This is a genomic window from Streptomyces sp. NPDC018019, assembly GCF_044327805.1.
Taxonomy (GTDB): domain Bacteria; phylum Actinomycetota; class Actinomycetes; order Streptomycetales; family Streptomycetaceae; genus Streptomyces.
The window spans coordinates 51475-72279 of record NZ_JBIRGD010000030.1; the positions used below are offsets into that span (position 1 = coordinate 51475).

Consider the following 20805-nt stretch of genomic DNA (forward strand, 5'->3'; position numbering starts at 1 on the left):
CGCGTACGCCGCCGGAACCGTCCCGTACGGCGGTGCGGGGCGCCCGGACCGGACGCCCCGCACCGGCGGCCCTCACTTCACCGCGCCCGCCATCACGCCGGAGACGAACTGCCGCTGGAAGGCGAAGAAGACGGCCAGCGGGACCACCATCGACAGGAACGCGCCGGGCGCCAGCACGTCGATGTTGTTGCCGAACTGCCGCACCTCCTGCTGGAGCGCGACCGTGATTGGCGGGTTCCCGCTGTCCGCGAAGATCAGCGCGACCAGCAGGTCGTTCCACACCCACAGGAACTGGAAGATGCCCAGCGACGCGATGGCCGGCCCGCCCAGCGGCAGCACCACCCGGGTGAACAGGCGCAGTTCGTTCGCGCCGTCCAGCCGGGCCGCCTCCAGCAGCTCGCGCGGGATCTCGGCGAAGAAGTTGCGCAGCAGGAACACCGCGAACGGCAGCCCGAAGGCGGTGTGGAAGAGGATCACCCCGGGCGTCGTCTCGAACAGGCCGATCGCGCCGAACAGCTTGGCCACGGGGATGAGCGCCACCTGTACCGGCACCACCAGCAGACCGACGACGACCATGAACCACCCGTCGCGGCCGGGGAACTCCATCCAGGCGAACGCGTACCCGGCCAGCGCGCCGATGACGACCACCAGCACCGTCGCCGGGACGGTGATCAGCGCGGTGGTCAGCAGCGAGTCCATCACCTTCGCGTTGCCCAGCAGCTCGCCGTAGCTGGACCAGGTCAGCTGGGCGGGCGCGGTGAACACCTGCCACCAGCCGGACTCGGCGATGTCCTGCGGCGAGCGCAGCGAGGACAGCAGCAGGCCGACCGTCGGCATCAGCCAGAACAGCCCGGTCAGGATCAGCACGACGCGCAGCGCCCCGCCGCCCGTGCGGGCCGCGATCCGCGCGGGCAGCGACTGCTTGGCCCGTACGACACCGTCGGCGGTCGTCATCGCCCGCGCTCCTTCCGTAGGCGCCGCAGATTGACGTACATCACCGGCAGGACGAGCAGCAGCAGGAACACCGCGATGGCGCTGCCGATGCCCTGGTCCACGTCCGTGCCGAAGGACGACTGGAAGAGCTGGAGCGCGAGCACGTTGGCGTCCTTGAGACTGGACCCCGGCGCGATGATGTAGACGAGGTCGAAGATCTTCAGCACGTTGATCATCAGCGTGACCAGGACGACGATCAGGACGGGCGCCAGCAGCGGCACCGTCACCCGGCGGAAGACCTGCCACTCGTTGGCGCCGTCCACCCGCGCCGCCTCCAGCAGTTCCCGGGGCATGCCCGCCAGGCCCGCCGCGATCAGCACCATCGCGAAGCCCGCCCACATCCACACGTACGCGCCGATGATGGCCGGGGTCACCAGGGCCGGGCCGAGCCAGTTCACGCCGTTGTACGCCTGGGCGAAGTTGGCCGCGGGCAGCCGCAGCAGGGCACCGTCCGCCGCGGCGGGCAGCGAGAACCGCCCGTCCGGGCCCGTGGTGGCGCTCGCCACGGTCCGGCCGTCCTTGACCGCCTCGACCGTCAGACCGGGCAGGCCCTTCTCGGAGCGGTCGATGATGTTCGGGGTGCCGCCGCCCCCGCGGGTGAAGTCCAGCCAGACGGTGCCGGTGACCTTGCCCGGCTCCGGGCGCGCGGCGGTCGCCGGGCGCGCGGCGCCCAGGTCGCCGGGCTGCACGGCCACCAGCGGCAGGTTCGCCGGGTCGCCCGCGCGCACCGGCTTCTTGGTGGTGTAGGCGCCGCCGGACGCGGCCAGACCGGCGGTGGGCCGCGGCTTGGCACCCGGGTACGGCGCGGGCTCCGCGAAGGTGTCGTGGAGGGAGACCCACACGGCGTTGGCGACGCCGCGCTCCGGTTCCTGGTCGTACACCAGCCGGAAGATGATGCCCGCGGCCAGCATGGAGATCGCCATCGGCATGAAGACGACCAGCTTGAAGGCGGTGCCCCAGCGGACCCGCTCGGTGAGCACCGCGAAGATCAGGCCGAGCGCGGTGGCGACGGTCGGGGCCACCACGACCCAGATGACGTTGTTCTTCAGGGCGATGCGGATCCGCTCGTCGGTGAACAGCTCCCCGTAGTTGCCCAGGCCCACGAAGCCGGCACCGGACGCGTCGAACAGGCTCCGGTAGACCGAGAAGCCGATGGGGTAGACGACCAGCGCCCCGAGCAGGACGAAGGCGGGCAGCAGGAAGACGGCGGCCACCCACGGACGGGTGCCCGCCACACTCTTGACCCGGCGGAGCGTGCCGGTGCGCGGACGGGCCGGGCCGGCCGGCCCGCCCGCGGTCGCAGCGTTCATGGTCATGTCCCCCGGTCGATGCGGTCAGCGGCGGTGCGCACCGCGGCGTGCGGTGCGCGGCCGCGGGCCGGCGGGGCCCGCGGCCGTACGGGCGCGCCGGGTCAGCTGCCGAACGCCTTGGCGGCGTCCTGCTCCAGCTTGTTCTGGATGCCCGCCACGTCCTTCGGGTTCTTCAGGAAGTCCTGGAGGTCCTTCCACTCGCCCTGGCCCGGCTTGCCGCCGAAGCTCGCCGGCGCCTGGTCCGACATGTCGAAGCGGAAGTCGTCGCCCGCCTTGATCAGCGCCTCGGCGATCTCGCGCAGCGTGTCGTTGGCGTACGCGGCCCGGTCCAGCTCCTTGTTGGGGGAGATGAACCCGCCGGCCTGCGCCCAGATCTTCGCGGCGTCGGTGGACGCGAGGAAGGTCAGCAGGGCCTGTGCGCCCTTGGTGTCCTTCAGGGCCACCGCCGCGTCGCCGCCGGTCACCACCGGCGACTTGGCGCCGACCGCGGGGAACGGGAAGACCTTGGCGTCCTCGCCGACCTTGGCCTTGGTCTGCGCGATGTTGGTGGCGGCGAAGTCCCCCGAGGAGACCATGGCGGCCTTCGGCTGGTCGCCGCCGCTGAAGGTCCGGGTGACCGACGCGGGGAACTGGGTCTGCAGGGCGTCACCGGTGCCGCCGGCCAGCATCCCCGGCTTCCCGAAGAGCTGACCGAGCGCGGTCAGCGCGTTCTTCACGGACGGGTCGGTCCACTTGATCTTGTGCTGGGCCAGCTGGTCGTACTTCTCCGGGCCGGCCTGGGAGAGGTAGACGTTCTCGAACCAGTCGGTCAGCGTCCAGCCGTCCGCGCCGCCCATGGAGACCGGCTCCACCCCGGAGTCCGCGATGGTCTGGGCCGTCTTGAGGAAGTCCGGCCACGTCTTGGGCTCGCCCACCCCCGCGTTCTCGAACGCCTTGGCGTTGTACCAGATCAGCGACTTGTTGCTGGCTTTGTAGTACACGCCGTACTCGGTGCCCTTGTACGCGCCCAGCTCCCGCCAGCCCTTGGTGAAGTTCTTGGCGAGCTGCTCCTTGGCGGCGGGGCCCAGCGGCTTGAGCCAGCCCTTGCGGGCGAACTCCCGCAACACGCCGACCTGGGGCGGGAACGCCACGTCCGGCTGGCCGCCGCCGGCCACCTTCGAGCCGATGAACCCGGCCATGTCGTCGCCGCTGGGGACGTAGTCGACCGTGGCGCCGGTGCGCTTCTCGAACTCGTCGAGCACCTTCAGGAAGCTGGCCCGCTCCGGGCCGGTCCACACCGCCGCGACCTGGATCTTCTGGCCGGTCAGCTTGGGGAGCCGGACCGAGGTACCGCCGCCGTCCGCGCCGCCGCCCTCGGTCTTGCCGCCGTCCCCACCGCCACCGTCGCCGCCGCACGCGGTCAGGGTCAGCGCGCCCGCGACGGCAAGTGCCAGCGCGGCGCGGGTGGTTGCCGTGGTGCGGGGGCCGGCGGCCGTGCCGCTGGTGGTCGCGGTGCGCGCGCCGGCGCGTCGTCTGCGTGAAGTGCCCATCCCCGTAAGCCCCTCCCGTCGGTGCACTGAGCGCCGTGTGGCGGTCCGCACCGTGCGGCGGCCCGCCGCGGTCAGTCCTACGCCCGGATCACCGGCCCCGCAATACCGCCTCCCGCCCCAACTGGGCTTTTGTGACCGGCCCGTTACCCCTCGCGTACCCCTCGCGGCCGTGCCCCGCGGGCGGCCCGGACCGGCGCGTCCGGCGGCCGGGCGGCGGGCCGGTCAGAGCAGGGGCGGGGCGGCGGGCGCGCCGGAGGACTGGGCGGCCCGCTGCAAGGCGCTGGCCAGCAGGGCCAGGTCGGTCGGCCCGTTGCCCAGCTCGCGCAGCGGGCGGCGGGCCGGCGGGTCGCCCATCCGCGCCCACTCCAGCGGCACGACCGTCGGGCGGAGGGTGGCCGTCCGGGGTATCCGCCCGGTCACCCGGCCGGCCTGGAACGGGGTGACGGAGGAGTCCGCCGCGCGGTGCAGGCGCCCGCGCCCCGGCGGCACCGGCTCGGCCGCGTCCGCCGCCGGGCCCAGCTCCACGCGCAGTCCGGCCGCCCGGTCCGTGGCCGTGTCCTTCGTACGGTCCGGGTGGCCGGTGGCCGCTATCAGGTGCACGCCGAGCGCCGCGCCGTCCCGTGCCACCGCCTCCAGCGCCCGCACCACCGAACCGGCCGCGGGGCGGCCCGTACTGCCGAGGGCCGGGGCGACCAGCGCGTCGAAGTCGTCCACCAGCACGAACAGCCGGGGCATCGGCGCGGTCTTCGGAGCCTCCGGAGCGGGCCCGGAAGCGCCGCGGGCCCTCAGCCGCAAGGTGCCCGTGGACGTGCTGTCGAGCTCGGCCAGGGGGGCGCCGGAGGCGGTCTCGGGCGAGCGCCGGGGGGCCGGGGTGCGCGGCGCCGGCAGGTGCCCGGCCCGCCACTCGGCGAAGCCCGTACCGGCCAGGGTCTCGGCGCGGCGCTTGAGCTCGGAGCTGAGCGCCTGCGCGAACTGCCGCATGCGCACCGGGTCGGACGCCGTCAGATGGGTGGTCACGTGCGGCAGGTCCGTGCACAGCCGCAGGCCCTCGCCGCGCTCCGGGCCCGCGCCGTCCACCAGGACCAGGGAGAGCAGGTCCGGGCGGTCGGCGGCGGCGAGCGAGGCGGCCAGCGAGCGCAGCAGCTCCGTCTTGCCGCTGCCCGGGCCGCCCGTCACCAGCAGGTGGCAGGCGTCGGCGGCGAGGTCGGCGCAGACCGGGCCGTGCGGGCCCGCGCCCAGTACGGCGGCGGCCTCCGGCCGGCCGGTGTCCGAGGCGGCGGCCCAGCGGGCCATCAGGGAGGCCGGGGTGGCCCGCGCCAGGCCCAGCTCGTCCAGCAGCCGGGAGGTGTCCGGCAGCGGTACGGCCGCACTGCGCGCCGGGCGCCCGCCGAGGCCGCCGCCCGTGTCGGCCTCCCGCAGCGGCGCCAGGGCGCGCGCGAACCGCTCGGCCCAGGCGGCGGAGACCGCGTCGACCGCGGCGACCGTGCCGTTCGGGCCCGTGCCGGGCTGGACGACGCGCAGCGCGGTGGCGACGTCGCCGCTCAGCACGGCGACCGCGCCGCACTCGCCGAACGCGGGCGAGGCCGCCCGGGCCGCCTCGTACGTCGCGGCGAGCGGGAAGGCGGGGGTGGCGGCGGGCGTCTCGGCCAGGCACAGCACGTGGACGCCGGCCGCCGGGCCGCTCGCCGCGAGCCGGGCGGTCGTCTCGCGCAGCGCCGTGGAGCCGGGGTCGCCGTCCACGATCAGGAGGGTGTACGGGCCGTTGTAGCGCGCGGCGGCGGAGGCGACGGCGGACCGGTCGGCGGCGGCCCAGTTCGGGCCCAGCGGGCCGTCGTCGAGGCGGCGCGCCAGCTCGGCCGTACGGGCCGTCGCCTGCTCCTTGTCGTACGCGAGCAGCAGACGGCAGTCCTGGGCGTGGGCCGGGCGGACCTGGGGGAGCCAGCCGAGCCAGGACCAGTCGGCCAGCCGGTCTTCGAGGGAGCGGGCGCGGTCCGTGCTCAGCAGCACGATTTCCAGGGTGGCGGGGGAGTGCAGCGCGGCGAGCTGGGCCACGGCGGCCCGGGCCAGGCCGCCGAGCCGGGCGCGCGGCCCGGCCAGCCCCAGGGCGCCCGCCCTGCGCAGCTGCACCGTCACCGGCGCGGCGGACCGGCCGCCGTCCTGGGGTGCCGTGCCGAGCCGGACGGTGAGCGCGTCCGGGTGGTCCGGGCCGCGCTCCCAGAGCCGGGGGCCGGGGCCGAGCGCGGTCAGCAGCACCGTCGCCGGGTCGGGCCAGCGCTCTTCGGCCGCCTCCGGGCTCAGCCGCTCACCCGTCGGCGTGTACGCCTCGTCCGTCGCCGCTCCGGCGGCTTCCCGGGACTGCCGCTGCTGCTCCTGCCAGACGGTCGGCGCGGGGGCGGGCGCCGATCCCGCGCGTTCGGCGGCGGGCCGGGCGCCGGTCAGCCGCCGGGCCCAGGCGCCGAGGCCGCCCCGGCGCGCGGCCTTGGGCGCGGCGCCGGAGCCGTCCTGGTCCGGTTCGCCGGGGCGGCCGGCGGGGGCGAACTGCTGCCCGCCGTGGGTCCGCTCGGCACCCGGCTCGTACTGCTCCTGGGGACTGCCGGGATACGGGGTGCCGCGCAGGGGGGTGCCCCGGCGCGCCGGGCTGTCGTACGCGGCGGGCAGCTCCTCCTCGGGCCGTGGGGCGCCGTACGCGGCGGCATACGGGTCCGTGGCGGGCGGTGCCGCGGTGCCGCGGCCGGGTGCCGGGACGCGCGGCGCGTCCTGGTCGGGGGCGGCGGACCTGGCGCCCGGGACGGCGGGGCGCGGTCCGCCACCGGCCTCCGGGGCGCCCGCGTCCTGCTGGGAGACGCGCAACTGGCCCTCGCCGTCGGGAGCGCACGCCAGGGCCGGATCGGGCTGGGCGGGCGCGGCCTGCAGGCGCAGCGCGGACTCGCCGATGCGCAGCAGCGCGCCGGGCGGCAGCGGCACCGGGCGCTCGCCGACCTCGGTGTCCCCGACGGCCGTGCCGTTGGTCGAGTGGAGGTCGGCGACCAGCACCGAGCCGTCCGGCTCGACCGTCACCGCGCAGTGCAGCCGGGAGACGTCCGGGTCGTCGAGGGGCACGTCGGCCTGGGCCGAGCGGCCGACGCGGATGGCGCCGCCCTGGCCGTGCAGGAGGTGGACCCCGCCGGCGTCGGGCCCGGAGACGACCCGCAGCCGGGGCGCGCCGTGCGGCAGGCCGTGCGCGGGGGCGGGGCCGGGGGCGCCCAGCGAGAGCACCGCGCCGTCGATCAGCGGGGGCTCGCCGATCGCCGCGCGCTGCGGGTCCAGGCGCTCGGTGCCCGCGTACAGCACGACGGGGCCGCCCGCGCCGCCGGGGGCACCGCCGCCCTTGCCGCTGCTGCCGCTGCCGGTACCGCCGATGTCCGCTCCGGACCCGGCCACGGCCGTCGCGAGGCCGCTCGCGACCGCGGCGAGCGCCGTCCCGGCGGGGGCCGTGACGAGGACGTCGCAGGCCCGCGTGGGGTGGCCGCTGCGCGGCCCGAGGACGGTCAGCCGGATCTGCATCGCCGTCAACGGTCCCTTCCGCCCGGACCGTTCGGCGGGGGCCCGTGTCCTCCCCCACCGCACCCGGGCACTTCGGCACGTACAAGTCCCAGCGCGCGGGGCTCAGGCGCTCCCGCGCCGCACGCGCGCGACGGAGACCCCGCACCCCCACCGCTTCCGTGCTGGATGCATCCTCGCACCTGCCGCTGACAACACGCCCGCCGACCAGCCATCAGTGATCTTGATTGGTCGGTCCCGGACGGAAAACCGCCTGATCGCGTCCGGTGAACGTCCAATTTTCGATCATCGACGCTCACTGTTCGGCCTGACGTGGACACCGATCCGCGCTCACCGGCAACCATCTGTCCTGAATGCGCGTCTTCCCCCCAAGCCCCGCCCGATCGTCCCGGCGTCCGGCCGGTACGGCGGCACTACAGTGGGGCGACGGGCCGCTGCGACCCACCGGCCCGGCAAGGATCGATCACGACCAGGGAGCGCGCGTGCGGCCGGTAGGCAGCAAGTACCTGCTTGAGGAGCCGCTGGGACGCGGCGCCACGGGCACCGTCTGGCGTGCGCGCCAGAGGGAGACGGCGGGCGCCGAGGCCTCGGTGGCCGGCGAGCCGGGCGAGACGGTCGCGATCAAGGTGCTCAAGGAGGAGCTGGCCCACGACGCGGACGTGGTGATGCGCTTCCTGCGGGAGCGCTCGGTCCTGCTGCGGCTGACCCACCCGAACATCGTCCGCACCCGGGACCTGGTCGTCGAGGGCGATCTGCTCGCCCTGGTCATGGACCTCGTCGACGGCCCGGACCTGCACCGCCACCTGCGCGACAACGGCCCCTTCAGCCCCGTCGCGGCGGCCCTGCTCACCGCCCAGATCGCCGACGCGCTGGCCGCCAGCCACGCCGACGGCGTGGTGCACCGCGACCTGAAGCCCGCCAACGTCCTGCTCAAGGGGACCGGCGAGGGCGACACCGCCGAGCTGCACCCGATGCTCACCGACTTCGGCATCGCCCGCCTCGCGGACTCGCCCGGCCTGACCCGCACCCACGAGTTCGTCGGCACCCCCGCCTACGTGGCGCCCGAATCCGCCGAGGGCCGCCCGCAGACCTCCGCCGTGGACGTCTACGGCGCCGGCATCCTGCTGTACGAGCTGGTCACCGGCCGCCCGCCGTTCGGCGGCGCCAGCGCGCTCGAAGTCCTGCACCGCCACCTCAGCGAGGAGCCGCGCCGCCCCAGCACCGTCCCCGAGCCGCTGTGGACGGTCATCGAGCGCTGCCTGCGCAAGGAGCCGGGCGAGCGGCCGAGCGCCGAGAACCTGGCCCGCGCGCTGCGCACCGTCGCCGCGGGCGTCGGCGTGCACGCCACCCCCGCGCAGGCCGAGGCCGCGCTCGGCGTCGCCGCGCTGCTCGCGCCGGACCCGTCGCCCGCCGCGGTGCCCGGCACCGGAGCGGACGGCTCCGGCGACGCCGACCCGACCCAGGTGCTGCCGTCCACCGGCGGCTACGACCCCGCCGCGGCGACCAGCGTGCTGCCGTCCACCGGCGGCCGGAGCGGCCCGGACGCCGACCCGACGCAGGTGCTCGCCTCCGGCCCCGGCGGCCAGGGCCCGGACCACGGCAACGGCCAGGGCGGCGCCGACCCGACCCGCGCGATGCCTCCCGTGCCGCCCGGCCCGCCCGGCGGTCAGCAGCCCGAGGGGCCGCACCCGTGGGAGTCCCAGATGCGGGCCGCCCGGGACCGCAACGAGCAGACCCAGTACCTGGACCCGGGCGAGGACCCGCTGCGCCGACGTCCGCAGCGGCAGCCCGCGCAGCCGCCGCAGCGCCCCCAGCAGCCGCGGTACCAGGAGCCGTACCAGCAGCAGGCGCCCGCCCCGTACCAGGCGCCGCAGCACCAGCCGCAGCAGGCGCAGCGCCGCCGGCAGCCGCCGCCCCGGAGCTACGAGCCGGAGCCGCCCCGGAGCTACGAGCCGGAGCCGCCCCGGCGCTACGAGCCGGAGCCGCCCCGGCGCTACGAGCCGGAGCCGCCCCGGCGCTACGAGCCGGAGCCGCCCCGGGAGCGGGAGCCCCGGCCGCGCCGCGAACCCAGGCAGCGCAGCGCCAACCCGATGCGCATCCCGGGGCTGGGCTGCCTGAAGGGCTGCCTGTTCGTGCTGCTGATCCTGTTCGTCGGCGGCTGGGCGGTCTGGGAGTTCTCCCCGCTCCAGGAGTGGATCGGCACGACCAAGGGCTACTTCGAGCAGATCGGCGACGTCATCGGCAGCATCCGGGACTTCGTCCAGGGCATCGGCAACTGGGTCAAGTGACGGCGGGGCGCCGGGCCGGATGACGGCTCCGGCGCGCTCCGGGCGGCACTGTGCCCCTCTGCGGCACGCGACCGAGGAGATTTGTCGACTTCCAACGGGCGATTTCCCCCACAGAAGGGGTGCCCCGGGCGATCCTGGGCACGAAACCCCCTGGTACCCGCGTAGCTTTGACGCCACCTTCAGCCCCCTGAGGACGCTCAGCGGGCCCGACACGTCGGAGCAGTCTTGGCACGGAAGATCGGCAGCCGGTACACCGCCCACCAGATCCTTGGTCGCGGCAGCGCCGGCACGGTATGGCTCGGTGACGGACCCGAGGGGGCCGTCGCCATCAAGCTGCTGCGCGAGGACCTCGCCGCCGACCAGGAGCTGGTCGGCCGCTTCGTGCAGGAGCGCGCGGCGCTGCTCGGTCTGGAGCACCCGCACGTCGTCGGCGTGCGCGACCTGGTGGTCGACGGCAACGACCTCGCCCTGGTCATGGACCTCGTCCGGGGCACGGACCTGCGCACGCGCCTGGAGCGCGAGCGCCGGCTCGCCCCGGAGGCCGCCGTCGCCATCGTCGCCGACGTGGCCGACGGCCTCGCCGCCGCCCACAAGGCGGGCATCGTGCACCGCGACGTCAAGCCGGAGAACGTCCTGCTGGACATGCAGGGCCCGCTCGGCCCCGGCGGCGCCCACCCCGCGCTGCTCACCGACTTCGGCATCGCCCGCCTGGTCGACGCGCCGCTGCACACCCGCGCCACCAAGGTGATCGGCACCCCCGACTACCTCGCCCCCGAGATCATCGAGGGCCTGCCGCCGCGCGCGTCCGTCGACGTGTACGCGCTCGCCACGGTCCTGTACGAGCTGCTGGCCGGCTTCACGCCGTTCGGCGGCGGCCACCCCGGCGCGGTGCTGCGCCGCCACGTCACCGAGGCCGTGGCGCCGCTGCCCGGCATCCCGGACGAACTGTGGCAGCTGCTCCTCCAGTGCCTGGCCAAGGCGCCCGCCTCCCGGCTGCGCGCCCCCGAGCTGGCCGCCCGGCTGCGCGAGATCCTGCCGGGCCTGGCGGGCCACCCGCCGCTGGACATCGACGAGCCGGACGACGAAACGTCCCCGCCGCCCGGACCGGAGTCCGAGGAGGCCACCGGCCCGTACGCGTCCGGCGCCGCCGGGACCGGCGCCGGCCCGCACGAGGAGGCCCTCTACCCGCCGGCCGCCCCGGGCGGCTCCCGGCCGCGCGGCGCCGTACCGCTCGTGCACGGCTCCGCCGCCCCCGACTCGAACCGCGAGACGCACACGAGCATGCGCGTCCCCGGCCCGGACGAGCTGGCCGGCGGCGCCCACGGCACGGCCCGCGCCCCGCGCGCCGCGGGTGAGGCCAGGCCCGGGTCGGCCCGGCACCGCGAGGCGGTGCGCCGCCGCCGGGTCAAGCTGGGCCTGGCCGCCGCCGCGGTGGTGGCCGCGGCCGGGCTCGGCGGCTGGTTCGCCTCCCAGCACGGCGACTCCGGCGACGCCCGGCCCGGCGTCCAGCACTCCGGCACGGCGACCCCGCGGCCCGCGCGGTAGGCCGGGCCCCCGCCGCCCGGCCCCGGCCCGTACGCCTGCCGCCGCACCCCGTCCCGCCTGCGATCACGCGCCCGCGTACCGGAAGCGGCGCCAGGGTCGGGACATGGATGCGGCGGCAGCCGTTAGGCTGGGGTGCGTGGCAGTCGTCGATGTATCCGAAGAGCTGAAGTCCCTCTCCTCGACCATGGGGTCGATCGAGGCCGTCCTGGACCTCGACAAGATGAGGGCCGATATCGCTGCGCTTGAGGAGCAGGCCGCGGCGCCGTCCCTGTGGGACGACCCGGAGAGCGCGCAGAAGATCACCAGCCGGCTGTCCTACCTCCAGGGCCAGCTGCGCCGGGCCGAGGAGCTGCGCGGCCGGGTCGACGATCTCGGGGTGCTCTTCGAGCTCGCCGAGGCCGAGGGCGACGACGAGGCCCGCGCCGAGGCGGAGAGCGAGCTGACCGACGTCCGCAAGGCGGTCGACGAGCTGGAGGTCCGTACCCTCCTGTCGGGCGAGTACGACTCCCGCGAGGCCGTCGTCAACATCCGCGCCGAGGCCGGCGGGGTGGACGCCGCCGACTTCGCCGAGAAGCTCCAGCGCATGTACCTGCGCTGGGCCGAGCGGCACGGCTACAAGACCGAGCTGTACGAGACCTCGTACGCCGAAGAGGCTGGCATCAAGTCGACCACCTTCGCCGTCCAGGTGCCGTACGCCTACGGCACCCTCTCCGTCGAGCAGGGCACCCACCGCCTCGTGCGCATCTCGCCCTTCGACAACCAGGGCCGCCGCCAGACGTCCTTCGCGGGCGTCGAGGTGCTGCCGGTGGTCGAGCAGACCGACCACATCGACATCGACGAGTCCGACCTGCGGGTGGACGTGTACCGCTCCTCCGGCCCCGGCGGCCAGGGCGTCAACACGACCGACTCCGCGGTGCGCCTGACGCACATTCCGACCGGCATCGTCGTCTCCTGCCAGAACGAGCGTTCGCAGATTCAGAACAAGGCGACCGCGATGAACGTCCTCCAGGCGAAGCTGCTCGAACGCCGCCGCCAGGAGGAGCAGGCCAAGATGGACGCGCTCAAGGGCGACGGCGGCAATTCCTGGGGCAACCAGATGCGTTCGTACGTCCTGCACCCGTACCAGATGGTCAAGGACCTGCGTACCGAGTTCGAGGTCGGCAATCCGCAGGCCGTGCTCGACGGTGACATCGACGGCTTCCTGGAGGCGGGCATCCGCTGGCGCAAGCAGCAGGAGCAGGGGAAGTAAACCGCGGCGAAAGCCGTGTGCCCATTCGGTGAAAACAACTGCCGCTTTTCGAGCGGCAGTTGTTTTTTGTTCCCGTGCGGCCGTGTGGCGGTTTGGTCACAGTCATACGTCCATGGACCCCGCAACTCCCCGCAATTCGGTCATCGCACCTTTATTTGACCTTGACGATGATGTGAGAACTGGGAAGGGTGGTACGCGGCATGCGTATGTCTGGGGCGTGCGTGTGAACGGGGATCTGAGTGCAACGGCCGCCGGGCGGTGCTGCGACTCGTGTACCCGGGTCGGCCGCTGCCCCACACAGCGATGCTCCATCGACGAGTACAGCTACTGGGGGTAGCAGGCACATGACGAAAAAGACGCGGCTGCGCGTTGCGCGCATTGCGGCCGCCGGGGTGATCGCGGCCGGTGCGTCGCTCACCGCGGCCGGCGCCGCCTCGGCGGTCGGCACCGGGCAGACGGCGGGCTCCGAGGGCTCGGGCGGCCTGTTCGGCGCCATCGACGGTCTCCTCACCGGTGGTGGCGAGTCCGGCGGTGAGTCCGGCGGCAGCACCGGCGGCGAGACCACCAACGGCGGCCTGATCGGCGGCGAGCAGTCCGGTGGCTCCCAGTCCGGCGGTACGCAGTCCGGTGGTACGCAGTCGGGCGGCACGGAGTCCGGCGGTACGCAGTCCGGTGGTACGCAGTCGGGCGGCACCCAGTCCGGTGGTACCCAGTCGGGCGGTACGGAGACCGGCGGCACCCAGTCGGGCGGTACCCAGTCCGGTGGCCAGTCCGGTTCGCAGACCGGTGGTTCGCAGTCCGGCGGCAGCCAGTCCGGCGGTCAGTCCGGTTCGCAGACCGGTGGTTCGCAGTCCGGTGGCCAGTCCGGTGGCCAGTCCGGTTCGCAGACCGGCGGTTCGCAGTCGGGCGGTTCGCAGACCGGCGGCAGCCAGTCCGGCGGCCAGTCGGGCGGCCACAGCGGCGGCCAGACCGGCGGCTCCGGCGGTTCGGACGACACCACCGGCGGCGGCTCCAGCGGCAGCACCGGCGGCAGCGACGACGGCACCGGCACCGGCACGGACAACGCCGGCAGCAAGCCGATCGACCAGCCGGGCGAGGGCAACGAGCAGATCGTCAACACGCCCGGCCAGCCGCAGCAGCAGGCCAAGGGTGGCGAGCTGGCGGAGACCGGTGCCTCCGGCACCACCTTCCTGCTCGTCGGCGCGGCGACGATGATCGCCGGTGGCATCGGCTTCCGCCTGATGCCGCGCCTGATCAACAAGAACGGCGGCGGCGCGGCCGCGGCCTGACACCAGGCCCCGCCCCGCACCCGGGGCAGCGCATGAGAGGGCCCGGAGCGCATACCGCGCTCCGGGCCCCTTCGGCGTTCTCACGTCATCGATGCGCCCCGTGCCCGCGCGCCGTCCCAGCCGGAGCGAGGCTCCGTACGCGGTGCGTCACCGGCCCTGCCTCACGCGGCCTGGTGCACCAGCAGGGTCAGGGCGATGAGCGCCACCAGCAGCGCCACCAGCGCCGCGGGCGTCACCTGGCCGAACAGCCCGTTCTCCGGCAGCCGTTCCCTGCTGGCCCGGCACACGGGGCAGCGGCCCTCGTTCACAGGGGCCGCGCAGTTGGCGCACACCAGCCGGTCGTACGTCATGCGACCTCCTCCTCAACCGCTGCAACGCGCGGGCGACCACGATGGTTCCCTTACCACTGTGCCAGCTCGACGGCGGAACGGCGCGCCCCGGTCGCCTTCCGGCCTTTTCGGCGACACCCGCCGGGTCCGCAGGCCCAAATGTGCTCGTTTTGTCCCCGTAGATGCCGTGAATAAACGCACCAACCCCGAACGGCGACTGCGCCTTCGCGCGAGACTCGCGTATGGTCACGCTCACCGACGGGAGCCACGACAGGGGCATCCCGTGCCGCTACCCAGGTCGACCGTGGTGCATCAGTGATCCGATTCGACAACGTCTCCAAGACCTACCCGAAGCAGAACCGCCCCGCCCTCAGGGATGTCTCCCTGGAGATCGAGCGCGGCGAGTTCGTCTTCCTGGTGGGCTCCTCGGGCTCCGGCAAGTCCACCTTCCTGCGCCTGCTCCTGCGCGAGGAGCGCGCCAGCCATGGCGCCGTGCACGTACTGGGCAAGGACCTCGCGAAGCTCTCCAACTGGAAGGTGCCGCAGATGCGGCGCCAGGTGGGCACCGTCTTCCAGGACTTCCGGCTGCTCCCCAACAAGACGGTGGGACAGAACGTCGCCTTCGCCCTCGAAGTCATCGGCAAGCCGCGCGGCCAGATCCGCAAGACGGTCCCCGAGGTCCTCGACCTCGTCGGCCTCGGCGGCAAGGAGGACCGGATGCCGGGCGAGCTGTCCGGCGGTGAGCAGCAGCGCGTCGCCATCGCGCGGGCGTTCGTCAACCGTCCGCTGCTGCTCATCGCGGACGAGCCCACCGGCAACCTCGACCCGCAGACCTCGGTCGGCATCATGAAGCTGCTGGACCGGATCAACCGGACCGGTACGACGGTGGTCATGGCCACCCACGACCAGCAGATCGTCGACCAGATGCGCAAGCGGGTCATGGAACTCGAAAAGGGCCGGCTCGTGCGCGACCAGTCGCGCGGCGTGTACGGCTACCAGCACTAAGCGTGTACGGCCCCCAGCACTGAAAGGACGCCATGCGCGCCCAGTTCGTCCTGTCGGAGATCGGCGTCGGTCTCCGCCGGAATCTCACGATGACCTTCGCGGTCATCGTCTCCGTCGCCCTCTCGCTCGGCCTGTTCGGCGCCTCGCTGCTGATGCGCGACCAGGTCAGCACGATGAAGGGCTATTGGTACGACAAGGTCAACGTCTCCATCTTCTTCTGCAACAAGAACGACACCGAGACCGGCGCCAACTGCGCCAAGGGTGCCGCCACCCAGCAGCAGAAGAACGACATCAAGGCCGAGCTGGACCGCCTGCCGATCGTGCAGAGCGTGACGCACGAGTCCAGCGACGAGGCGTTCAAGCACTACAAGGAGCAGTTCGGCGACACGCCCATCGCCGGTCTGGTCACCCCGGACCAGTTCCAGGAGTCCTTCCGGGTCAAGCTGAAGGACCCGACGAAGTACGAAGTGATCAAGTCGGCGTTCTCCGAGCGGCCGGGCGTGCAGGAGGTGCAGGACCAGCGGGACACCGTCGAGCCGCTGTTCAACCTGCTCAACGGCATGAACATCGCCGCGCTGGTGGTGATGGCGCTGATGCTGGTGGTGGCGCTGATGCTGATCGTCAACACCGTACGGGTGTCCGCGTTCAGCCGGCGGCGGGAAACCGGGATCATGCGCCTGGTAGGCGCCTCCAGCTTCTACATCCAGATGCCGTTCATCCTGGAGGCGGCCATCGCGGGCCTGCTGGGCGCGGTGTTCGCCTGCGTGCTGATCGTCGGCGGCAAGTGGGTGCTGATCAACAACTGGCTGGCCGCGCGCATCCAGGTCATCAACTTCATTGGCTGGGATTCGGTCGTGGCGGTGCTGCCGCTGGTGCTGCTGATCGGCTTGTTGATGCCGGCGCTCGCCGCGTTCTTCGCGCTCCGCAAGTACCTCAAGGTGTGACGTATGCCAAGGGCGCCGTACGGTCAACTCCCCGTACGGCGCTTCTTTCTGGCCTACACTCACCGGCATGACGGGCCCGTGTTTGTTCGTCCGGCCCCGCCGCGGCCGCCGCGGGGCGGCCCTGACGTTGGTCTTCGTGAGCGTGCTGGCCACCGGTGCCGCGGCGGGCACCTGGGAGGAGCGCGGACAGCGGACGGACGAACGGCGCATATCCGGACGCGTGGCCGCCGAGGCCGAGCGCGTCCACCGGCAGCAGCGTGCGGACCGGCACGCCGCCGGGCCGCCCGCGGCCGGTGCCGGCGCGGCGGGCGAGGCGGTCGGCCGCAGCGGTGACCGCTGGTCGACGGTGTTCTCGGCCCGCGAGTACGAGGACTTCCAGCAGGAGCTGGACGGCGCGTACGTCGGCGTGGGCCTGTGGCTGCGGCAGGCGGCGGACGGCCGCGTACTGGTCTCCCGGGTACGGCCCGGAGGACCTGCCGCGGCGGCCGGCATCCGGGCCGGCGACGAGCTGCGCGCGGTGGACGGCGTGGCCTCGCGGGGCAGCCAGGTCACCGAGGTCGTGGCGCGGCTGCGCGGCGACGCCGGGCCGGCCGCGGACGGGCCCCGGCCGGGCGCCGGGAGTGGCGTCGCGCTGGAGCTGCGGCGCGGTACGCGGCAATGGACCGAAACCCTGCGCCGGGCCCGGCTGCGCGCCCAGAACGTGGTCACCGACCGCCCCGACGGCCCGGACGGGCCCACCCGCATCAAGGTCGGCGCCTTCACCAGCGGCACCGGCGAGGAGATCCGCCGGGCGGTGCGGTCGGCCTCCCCGCGCGGTGGCGTGCTGCTGGACCTGCGCGGCAACACCGGCGGCCTGGTGCACGAGGCGGTCACCGCCGCCTCCGCCTTCCTGGACGGCGGCCTGGTCGCCACGTACGACGTCCACGGCAGCCAGCGCGCCCTGTACGCGCGGGGCGGCGGCAACACCCGGGTCCCCCTCGTGGTGCTGGTGGACGGCGGCACGATGAGCGCCGGCGAGCTGCTCGCCGGGGCGCTCCAGGACCGCGGCCGTGCGGTCCTGGTCGGCACCCCCACCTTCGGCAAGGGCTCGGTGCAGCTGCCCAGCGAACTGCCGGACGGCTCGGTGGCCGAGCTGACCGTCGGCCATTACCGCACCCCTTCGGGCCGGACGGTGGACGACCGCGGCATCACCCCCGACCTGATCGCCGAGGACGGCGCCCAGGCCCGGGCCCGTACGGTATTGAGTGGCCTCGGAGGCGGTGCTTAGTGCGAAAATGGCGCCACTATGGCTAAGGCGAACAAGAAGAAGGACAAGAAGGACGACGGGACGGGCCGCAAGCTCATCGCGCAGCACAAGAAGGCGCGGCACGACTACCTCATCCTGGACACGTACGAATGCGGGCTGGTGCTGACCGGCACGGAGGTCAAGTCGCTGCGGCAGGGCCGGGCGTCCCTGGTGGACGGCTTCGTGCAGATCGACCGCGGTGAGGCGTGGCTGCACAACGTGCACATCCCGGAGTACGCCCAGGGCACCTGGACCAACCACAGCGCGCGGCGCAAGCGCAAGCTGCTGCTGCACCGCCTGGAGATCGACAAGCTGGAGTCGAAGTCGCAGGAGACCAGCCACACGATCGTGCCGCTGTCGCTGTACTTCAAGAACGGCCGCGCGAAGGTCGAGATCGCGCTCGCCAAGGGCAAGAAGGAGTACGACAAGCGGCAGACGCTGCGTGAGCAGCAGGACCGCCGCGAGGCGCAGCGGGCGATCTCGGCGGCCAAGCGGCGCGAGCGGGCCTGACCCGGCTGCCCGGAGCCGCGGGAATACGCTGGCATCGTCGCACGTTGGTCACGTACGATGGGCAACGCACCGCACGACGGTGCGGGCACCACCTTGAAAAAACAACATGGGGATGATCGGTTTCGACAGCGGATGTCGAGGCAGGGGAAGCGAGCCGAGGAAGCGGCAATGATCTCGTAAACCCTATGTCGCAAAAAATAATCGCCAACACCAAGCGCGATTCCTTCGCCCTCGCTGCCTAAGTAGCGACCTGCGAAGTGTCAGCCCGGGGCTGTTCCCGACCCGGATCCTGGCATCAGCTAGGGAACTAAACTTCTAGGACCGGTCACGGGTCCTGGGAGGAAATCACACAGTGACTGAGCCCGTCGGAGACTTGTCCGCGAGATCTCCGGGGCCGAGAAAATCGCAGCGGACTGCGCTCGGAGAAGCCCTGTTTCCGCACCGTTGGACGCGGGTTCGATTCCCGCCATCTCCACTCGACGGAGAACCGGAGGCCCCGGCCCCCGGACCCGTCACCCCATGTGAGGCGAAGGCCCCGCTGCCCCGGCAGCGGGGCCTTCGCCGTTCCGCGTTCATGCCGGACGCCGGGCGGCCCGTACGGCGTGCGCGGTGCCGGCCGCCGCCAGCGCCAGGGCGGCGGCGCAGGCGGGCACGCCGTACTCCGCCGCGGTGCCCGCCGGCAGGTGCTGGACGGCCCAGCCGCCCGCCGCCGAGCCCGCCGCGATGCCGGTCAGCAGCGCCGTGACGGCCAGCGTCATGCCCTCGTTCAGGCGGCCCGCCGGCACCCGGGACTGGATCAGCCCCATGCCGGTGACCATGGTCGGCGCGGTGGCCATCCCGGCGAGCAGCAGGGCCGCCCCCAGGAGGAGCCCGCCGCCCGCGCCCGCGGCCGAGAAGGGCAGCCACATCAGCACGGCCATCGCGGCGACGCACCGCACGAAGCGGCGGTCCGCCGGCCCGGCCGGGCGCAGCACCCCGTACAAGAGGCCCGCCGCGCAGGAGCCCGCCGCCTGGAGGGCGAGCAGCGCGCCCGCCACGGCCCGCTGGCCGTGCGCGTCCGTGAAGCCGATCGTGACGACCTCCAGCGAGCCGAAGACCGCCCCGGTGGCGAGGAAGGTCAGCAGCAGGGGCAGCAGCGCGGTGACGAGTTGCCCGGCGCCGTGGCGGGCGGACGCGGGGGCGACCGGTGGTTCCGTACGGCGCTGGGCGGCGAACAGCAGCACCCCGGTCAGCAGCAGGACCGCGCCGGTCAGCGTGCCGGCCTCCGGGAACAGCGTGGTGCACAGGAAGGCCGCCAGCACCGGCCCGAGCATGAAGCACACCTCGTCGGCCGCCTGCTCGAAGGAGTTGGCGGTGTGCAACGCGCGCGGGTCCTCCCGCAGGAGGTGGGCCCAGCGCGCGCGGGCCATGCCGCCGGTGTTCGGTGTGGTCGCGGTACAGGCGTACGCGGCGAACAGTGTCCAGGACGGCGCGCCCAGGTGGACGCAGAGGACCAGGGCCAGTGAGCCGAGGACGGCCAGTGCCGTCGCGGGTACGGCGATCCTGGCCTGCCCGTACCGGTCGACCAGCCGTGCCGTCCACGGCCCGGCCACCGCCGTCGCCGCCAGCCCGGTCGCGGTGACCGCCCCGGCCAGCGCGTACGAGCCGCGTGACCCGGCGATCATCAGGATCGCGCTGACGCTGAACATGCCCATGGGCAGCCGGGCGAGCAGGTTGGCGGCGGTGAAGGCGCGGGCGCCGGGGACGGTGAAGATCCGTCCGTACGGGCCGGCCACGCGCCGGAGCACACCGGGGGAGCGGCGCCGCGGACGGCGGGCGGGGCGGACGGGCGGGGCGGTCACGGGCCGGGCGGCGAGGAAGAGGATCACCCGACCACGGTCGCCCCGCGGCCCGTTGCCCGTCCAACACCTGATCCGCGCGCATTCACGCACTTCCGTTGTCAATCGCGGTGAGGGGGCCGGACCCCGCACATGCCGGTGGCACGATGTGGCCGTGCCCCGAGACCTCGACCCGCGCCTGCTCCGCGCCTTCACCGCGGCCGCCGACGAACTGCACTTCACCCGTGCCGCCGCCCGGCTCTACGTCGCCCAGCAGGCGCTGAGCCGCGACATCAGGCGGCTGGAGCGGGAGTTGGGCACGGACCTGTTCGACCGGACGACGCGCCGGGTCGCCCTCACCGAGGACGGCGCCCGGCTGCTCCCGTACGCGCGCCGGGTGCTGGCCGCCCACGACGACCTGGCCGCCGCCTTCCACGCGCCCGAGGACCGCCCCCTGCTGGTCGATGTCGGCGTCCCCATCGGCACGGCGCACACCGTCCTGGAGGAGGCCCGCCGCCGGGCCCCGGACTGCGAACTCGTCGCACGCTTCCACAGCGGCCTGACCGGCGCGGCGGCCGAACTCGCCGCCGGGCGCCTGGACGTCTCCTTCGGGCGCTTCGCCGGGCTGCCCGCGGCCGTCCGGTCCCGGCTGGCCCACCAGCCCGTACGGTACGAGCCGATGGCCGTCCTGCTGGACGCCGGGCACTCCCTGGCCGCCTACCCCGCAGTCCCCCTGGCCGCGCTCGCGGGCGAGACCCTCTACGCCGGGGCCGGGAACCCGCGCACCGCCGAGTGGACCGACCTCGCGGCCCGTCTGTTCGCCGGGCGGGGCATCGCGATGGCGGAGCCGTTCCCGGAGATCGACGGGGCGGCGGAGTTCCTGCGGGTGGTCCGCAAACAGGGCTGGTCGGTGCTGGCCGGCGTGGAGTTCATCGAGGTGCCGGGGATGGTGCTGCGGCCGGTCACCGACCCGGTGCCGCTCTCGCCGATATCCCTGGTGTGGCGGCGCGGCCTGCGCCACCCGGCCCTGGACGCGCTGCGCGCGGCCTGCCGGGACCTGGCCGCCGGGCGCGGCTGGCTGCGGTGGCCGGACGGCCCGGTGTGGCTGCCCGAGGAGGACGCCGCGGTGATGGCACAGCCCGGTTGATGGCCGAATTTTTGCCGTATAAGCA

At 74.0% G+C, this 20805-nt stretch carries 15 protein-coding genes and 1 other RNA gene; 10 read left to right on the plus strand and 6 right to left on the minus strand.

The features are described from left to right. Positions 1-72 precede the first annotated feature (72 nt). The 4 genes from ACH4FX_RS35230 to ACH4FX_RS35245 all read right to left on the minus strand — a co-directional run bounded on the left by ACH4FX_RS35230 (position 73) and on the right by ACH4FX_RS35245 (position 7375). Complete coding sequence (locus ACH4FX_RS35230; RefSeq protein ID WP_398485531.1) at positions 73-954, minus strand: carbohydrate ABC transporter permease; 882 nt, start codon at positions 952-954, stop codon at positions 73-75. Then, positions 951-2303, minus strand: a complete 1353-nt coding sequence (locus ACH4FX_RS35235) for a carbohydrate ABC transporter permease (protein WP_398485532.1) — start codon at positions 2301-2303, stop codon at positions 951-953. The genes ACH4FX_RS35230 and ACH4FX_RS35235 overlap by 4 nt, the downstream gene beginning before the upstream one ends. A gap of 101 nt (positions 2304-2404) precedes the next feature. Next, entirely contained in the window at positions 2405-3832 is a 1428-nt protein-coding gene (locus tag ACH4FX_RS35240) for an ABC transporter substrate-binding protein (RefSeq protein WP_398485533.1), read from the minus strand. 222 nt (positions 3833-4054) lie between these two features. After that, positions 4055-7375 (minus strand): FtsK/SpoIIIE domain-containing protein, encoded by a 3321-nt coding sequence (locus tag ACH4FX_RS35245; protein WP_398485534.1) that lies wholly within the window; start codon positions 7373-7375, stop codon positions 4055-4057. 479 nt (positions 7376-7854) lie between these two features. Between ACH4FX_RS35245 and ACH4FX_RS35250 the strand changes: the two genes are divergently transcribed. The 4 genes from ACH4FX_RS35250 (at position 7855) to ACH4FX_RS35265 (ending at position 13743) form a co-directional block, all read left to right on the plus strand. Next, on the plus strand, positions 7855-9660 hold the full coding sequence (locus tag ACH4FX_RS35250) for a serine/threonine-protein kinase (RefSeq protein WP_398485535.1): 1806 nt from the start codon (positions 7855-7857) through the stop codon (positions 9658-9660). Positions 9661-9885: 225 nt separating this feature from the next. After that, positions 9886-11205, plus strand: a complete 1320-nt coding sequence (locus tag ACH4FX_RS35255; protein ID WP_398485536.1) for a serine/threonine-protein kinase — start codon at positions 9886-9888, stop codon at positions 11203-11205. 136 nt (positions 11206-11341) lie between these two features. Then, entirely contained in the window at positions 11342-12454 is a 1113-nt protein-coding gene (gene prfB / locus ACH4FX_RS35260; protein ID WP_398485537.1) for a peptide chain release factor 2, read from the plus strand. Positions 12455-12798: 344 nt separating this feature from the next. After that, positions 12799-13743 carry a hypothetical protein gene (locus ACH4FX_RS35265; RefSeq protein WP_398485538.1) on the plus strand — a complete coding sequence of 315 codons (945 nt, stop codon included), beginning with the start codon at positions 12799-12801 and terminating at the stop codon, positions 13741-13743. 161 nt (positions 13744-13904) lie between these two features. Here the strand turns inward: ACH4FX_RS35265 and ACH4FX_RS35270 are convergent, their stop codons facing one another. Then, the gene (locus ACH4FX_RS35270; RefSeq protein WP_398485539.1) at positions 13905-14093 is read right to left on the minus strand and encodes a hypothetical protein; all 189 of its coding nucleotides are present in this window, start codon (positions 14091-14093) and stop codon (positions 13905-13907) included. A 294-nt stretch (positions 14094-14387) separates the two neighbouring features. Between ACH4FX_RS35270 and ftsE the strand changes: the two genes are divergently transcribed. The 5 genes from ftsE (at position 14388) to ssrA (ending at position 18294) form a co-directional block, all read left to right on the plus strand. Then, a complete protein-coding gene (gene ftsE, locus ACH4FX_RS35275; RefSeq protein WP_003986514.1) occupies positions 14388-15077 on the plus strand; it encodes a cell division ATP-binding protein FtsE in 690 nt (229 codons plus the stop codon). A 32-nt stretch (positions 15078-15109) separates the two neighbouring features. Continuing rightward, positions 15110-16021, plus strand: a complete 912-nt coding sequence (ftsX, locus tag ACH4FX_RS35280; RefSeq protein WP_398485540.1) for a permease-like cell division protein FtsX — start codon at positions 15110-15112, stop codon at positions 16019-16021. Between the two features lie 67 nt (positions 16022-16088). Then, entirely contained in the window at positions 16089-17288 is a 1200-nt protein-coding gene (locus ACH4FX_RS35285) for a S41 family peptidase (RefSeq protein WP_398485541.1), read from the plus strand. Between the two features lie 18 nt (positions 17289-17306). Continuing rightward, complete coding sequence (gene smpB, locus ACH4FX_RS35290) at positions 17307-17816, plus strand: SsrA-binding protein SmpB (RefSeq protein ID WP_150238225.1); 510 nt, start codon at positions 17307-17309, stop codon at positions 17814-17816. Between the two features lie 108 nt (positions 17817-17924). Next, positions 17925-18294: a transfer-messenger RNA gene (ssrA, locus tag ACH4FX_RS35295) on the plus strand. A gap of 94 nt (positions 18295-18388) precedes the next feature. Here the strand turns inward: ssrA and ACH4FX_RS35300 are convergent. Next, a complete protein-coding gene (locus ACH4FX_RS35300; RefSeq protein WP_398485542.1) occupies positions 18389-19684 on the minus strand; it encodes an MFS transporter in 1296 nt (431 codons plus the stop codon). A gap of 124 nt (positions 19685-19808) precedes the next feature. On the opposite strand from ACH4FX_RS35300, the gene ACH4FX_RS35305 reads away from it, so the two are divergent. Beyond that, positions 19809-20780: a LysR family transcriptional regulator gene (locus ACH4FX_RS35305; protein WP_398485543.1), complete on the plus strand. Its 972-nt coding sequence runs from the start codon at positions 19809-19811 to the stop codon at positions 20778-20780. The last annotated feature ends 25 nt before the right edge of the window (positions 20781-20805 follow it).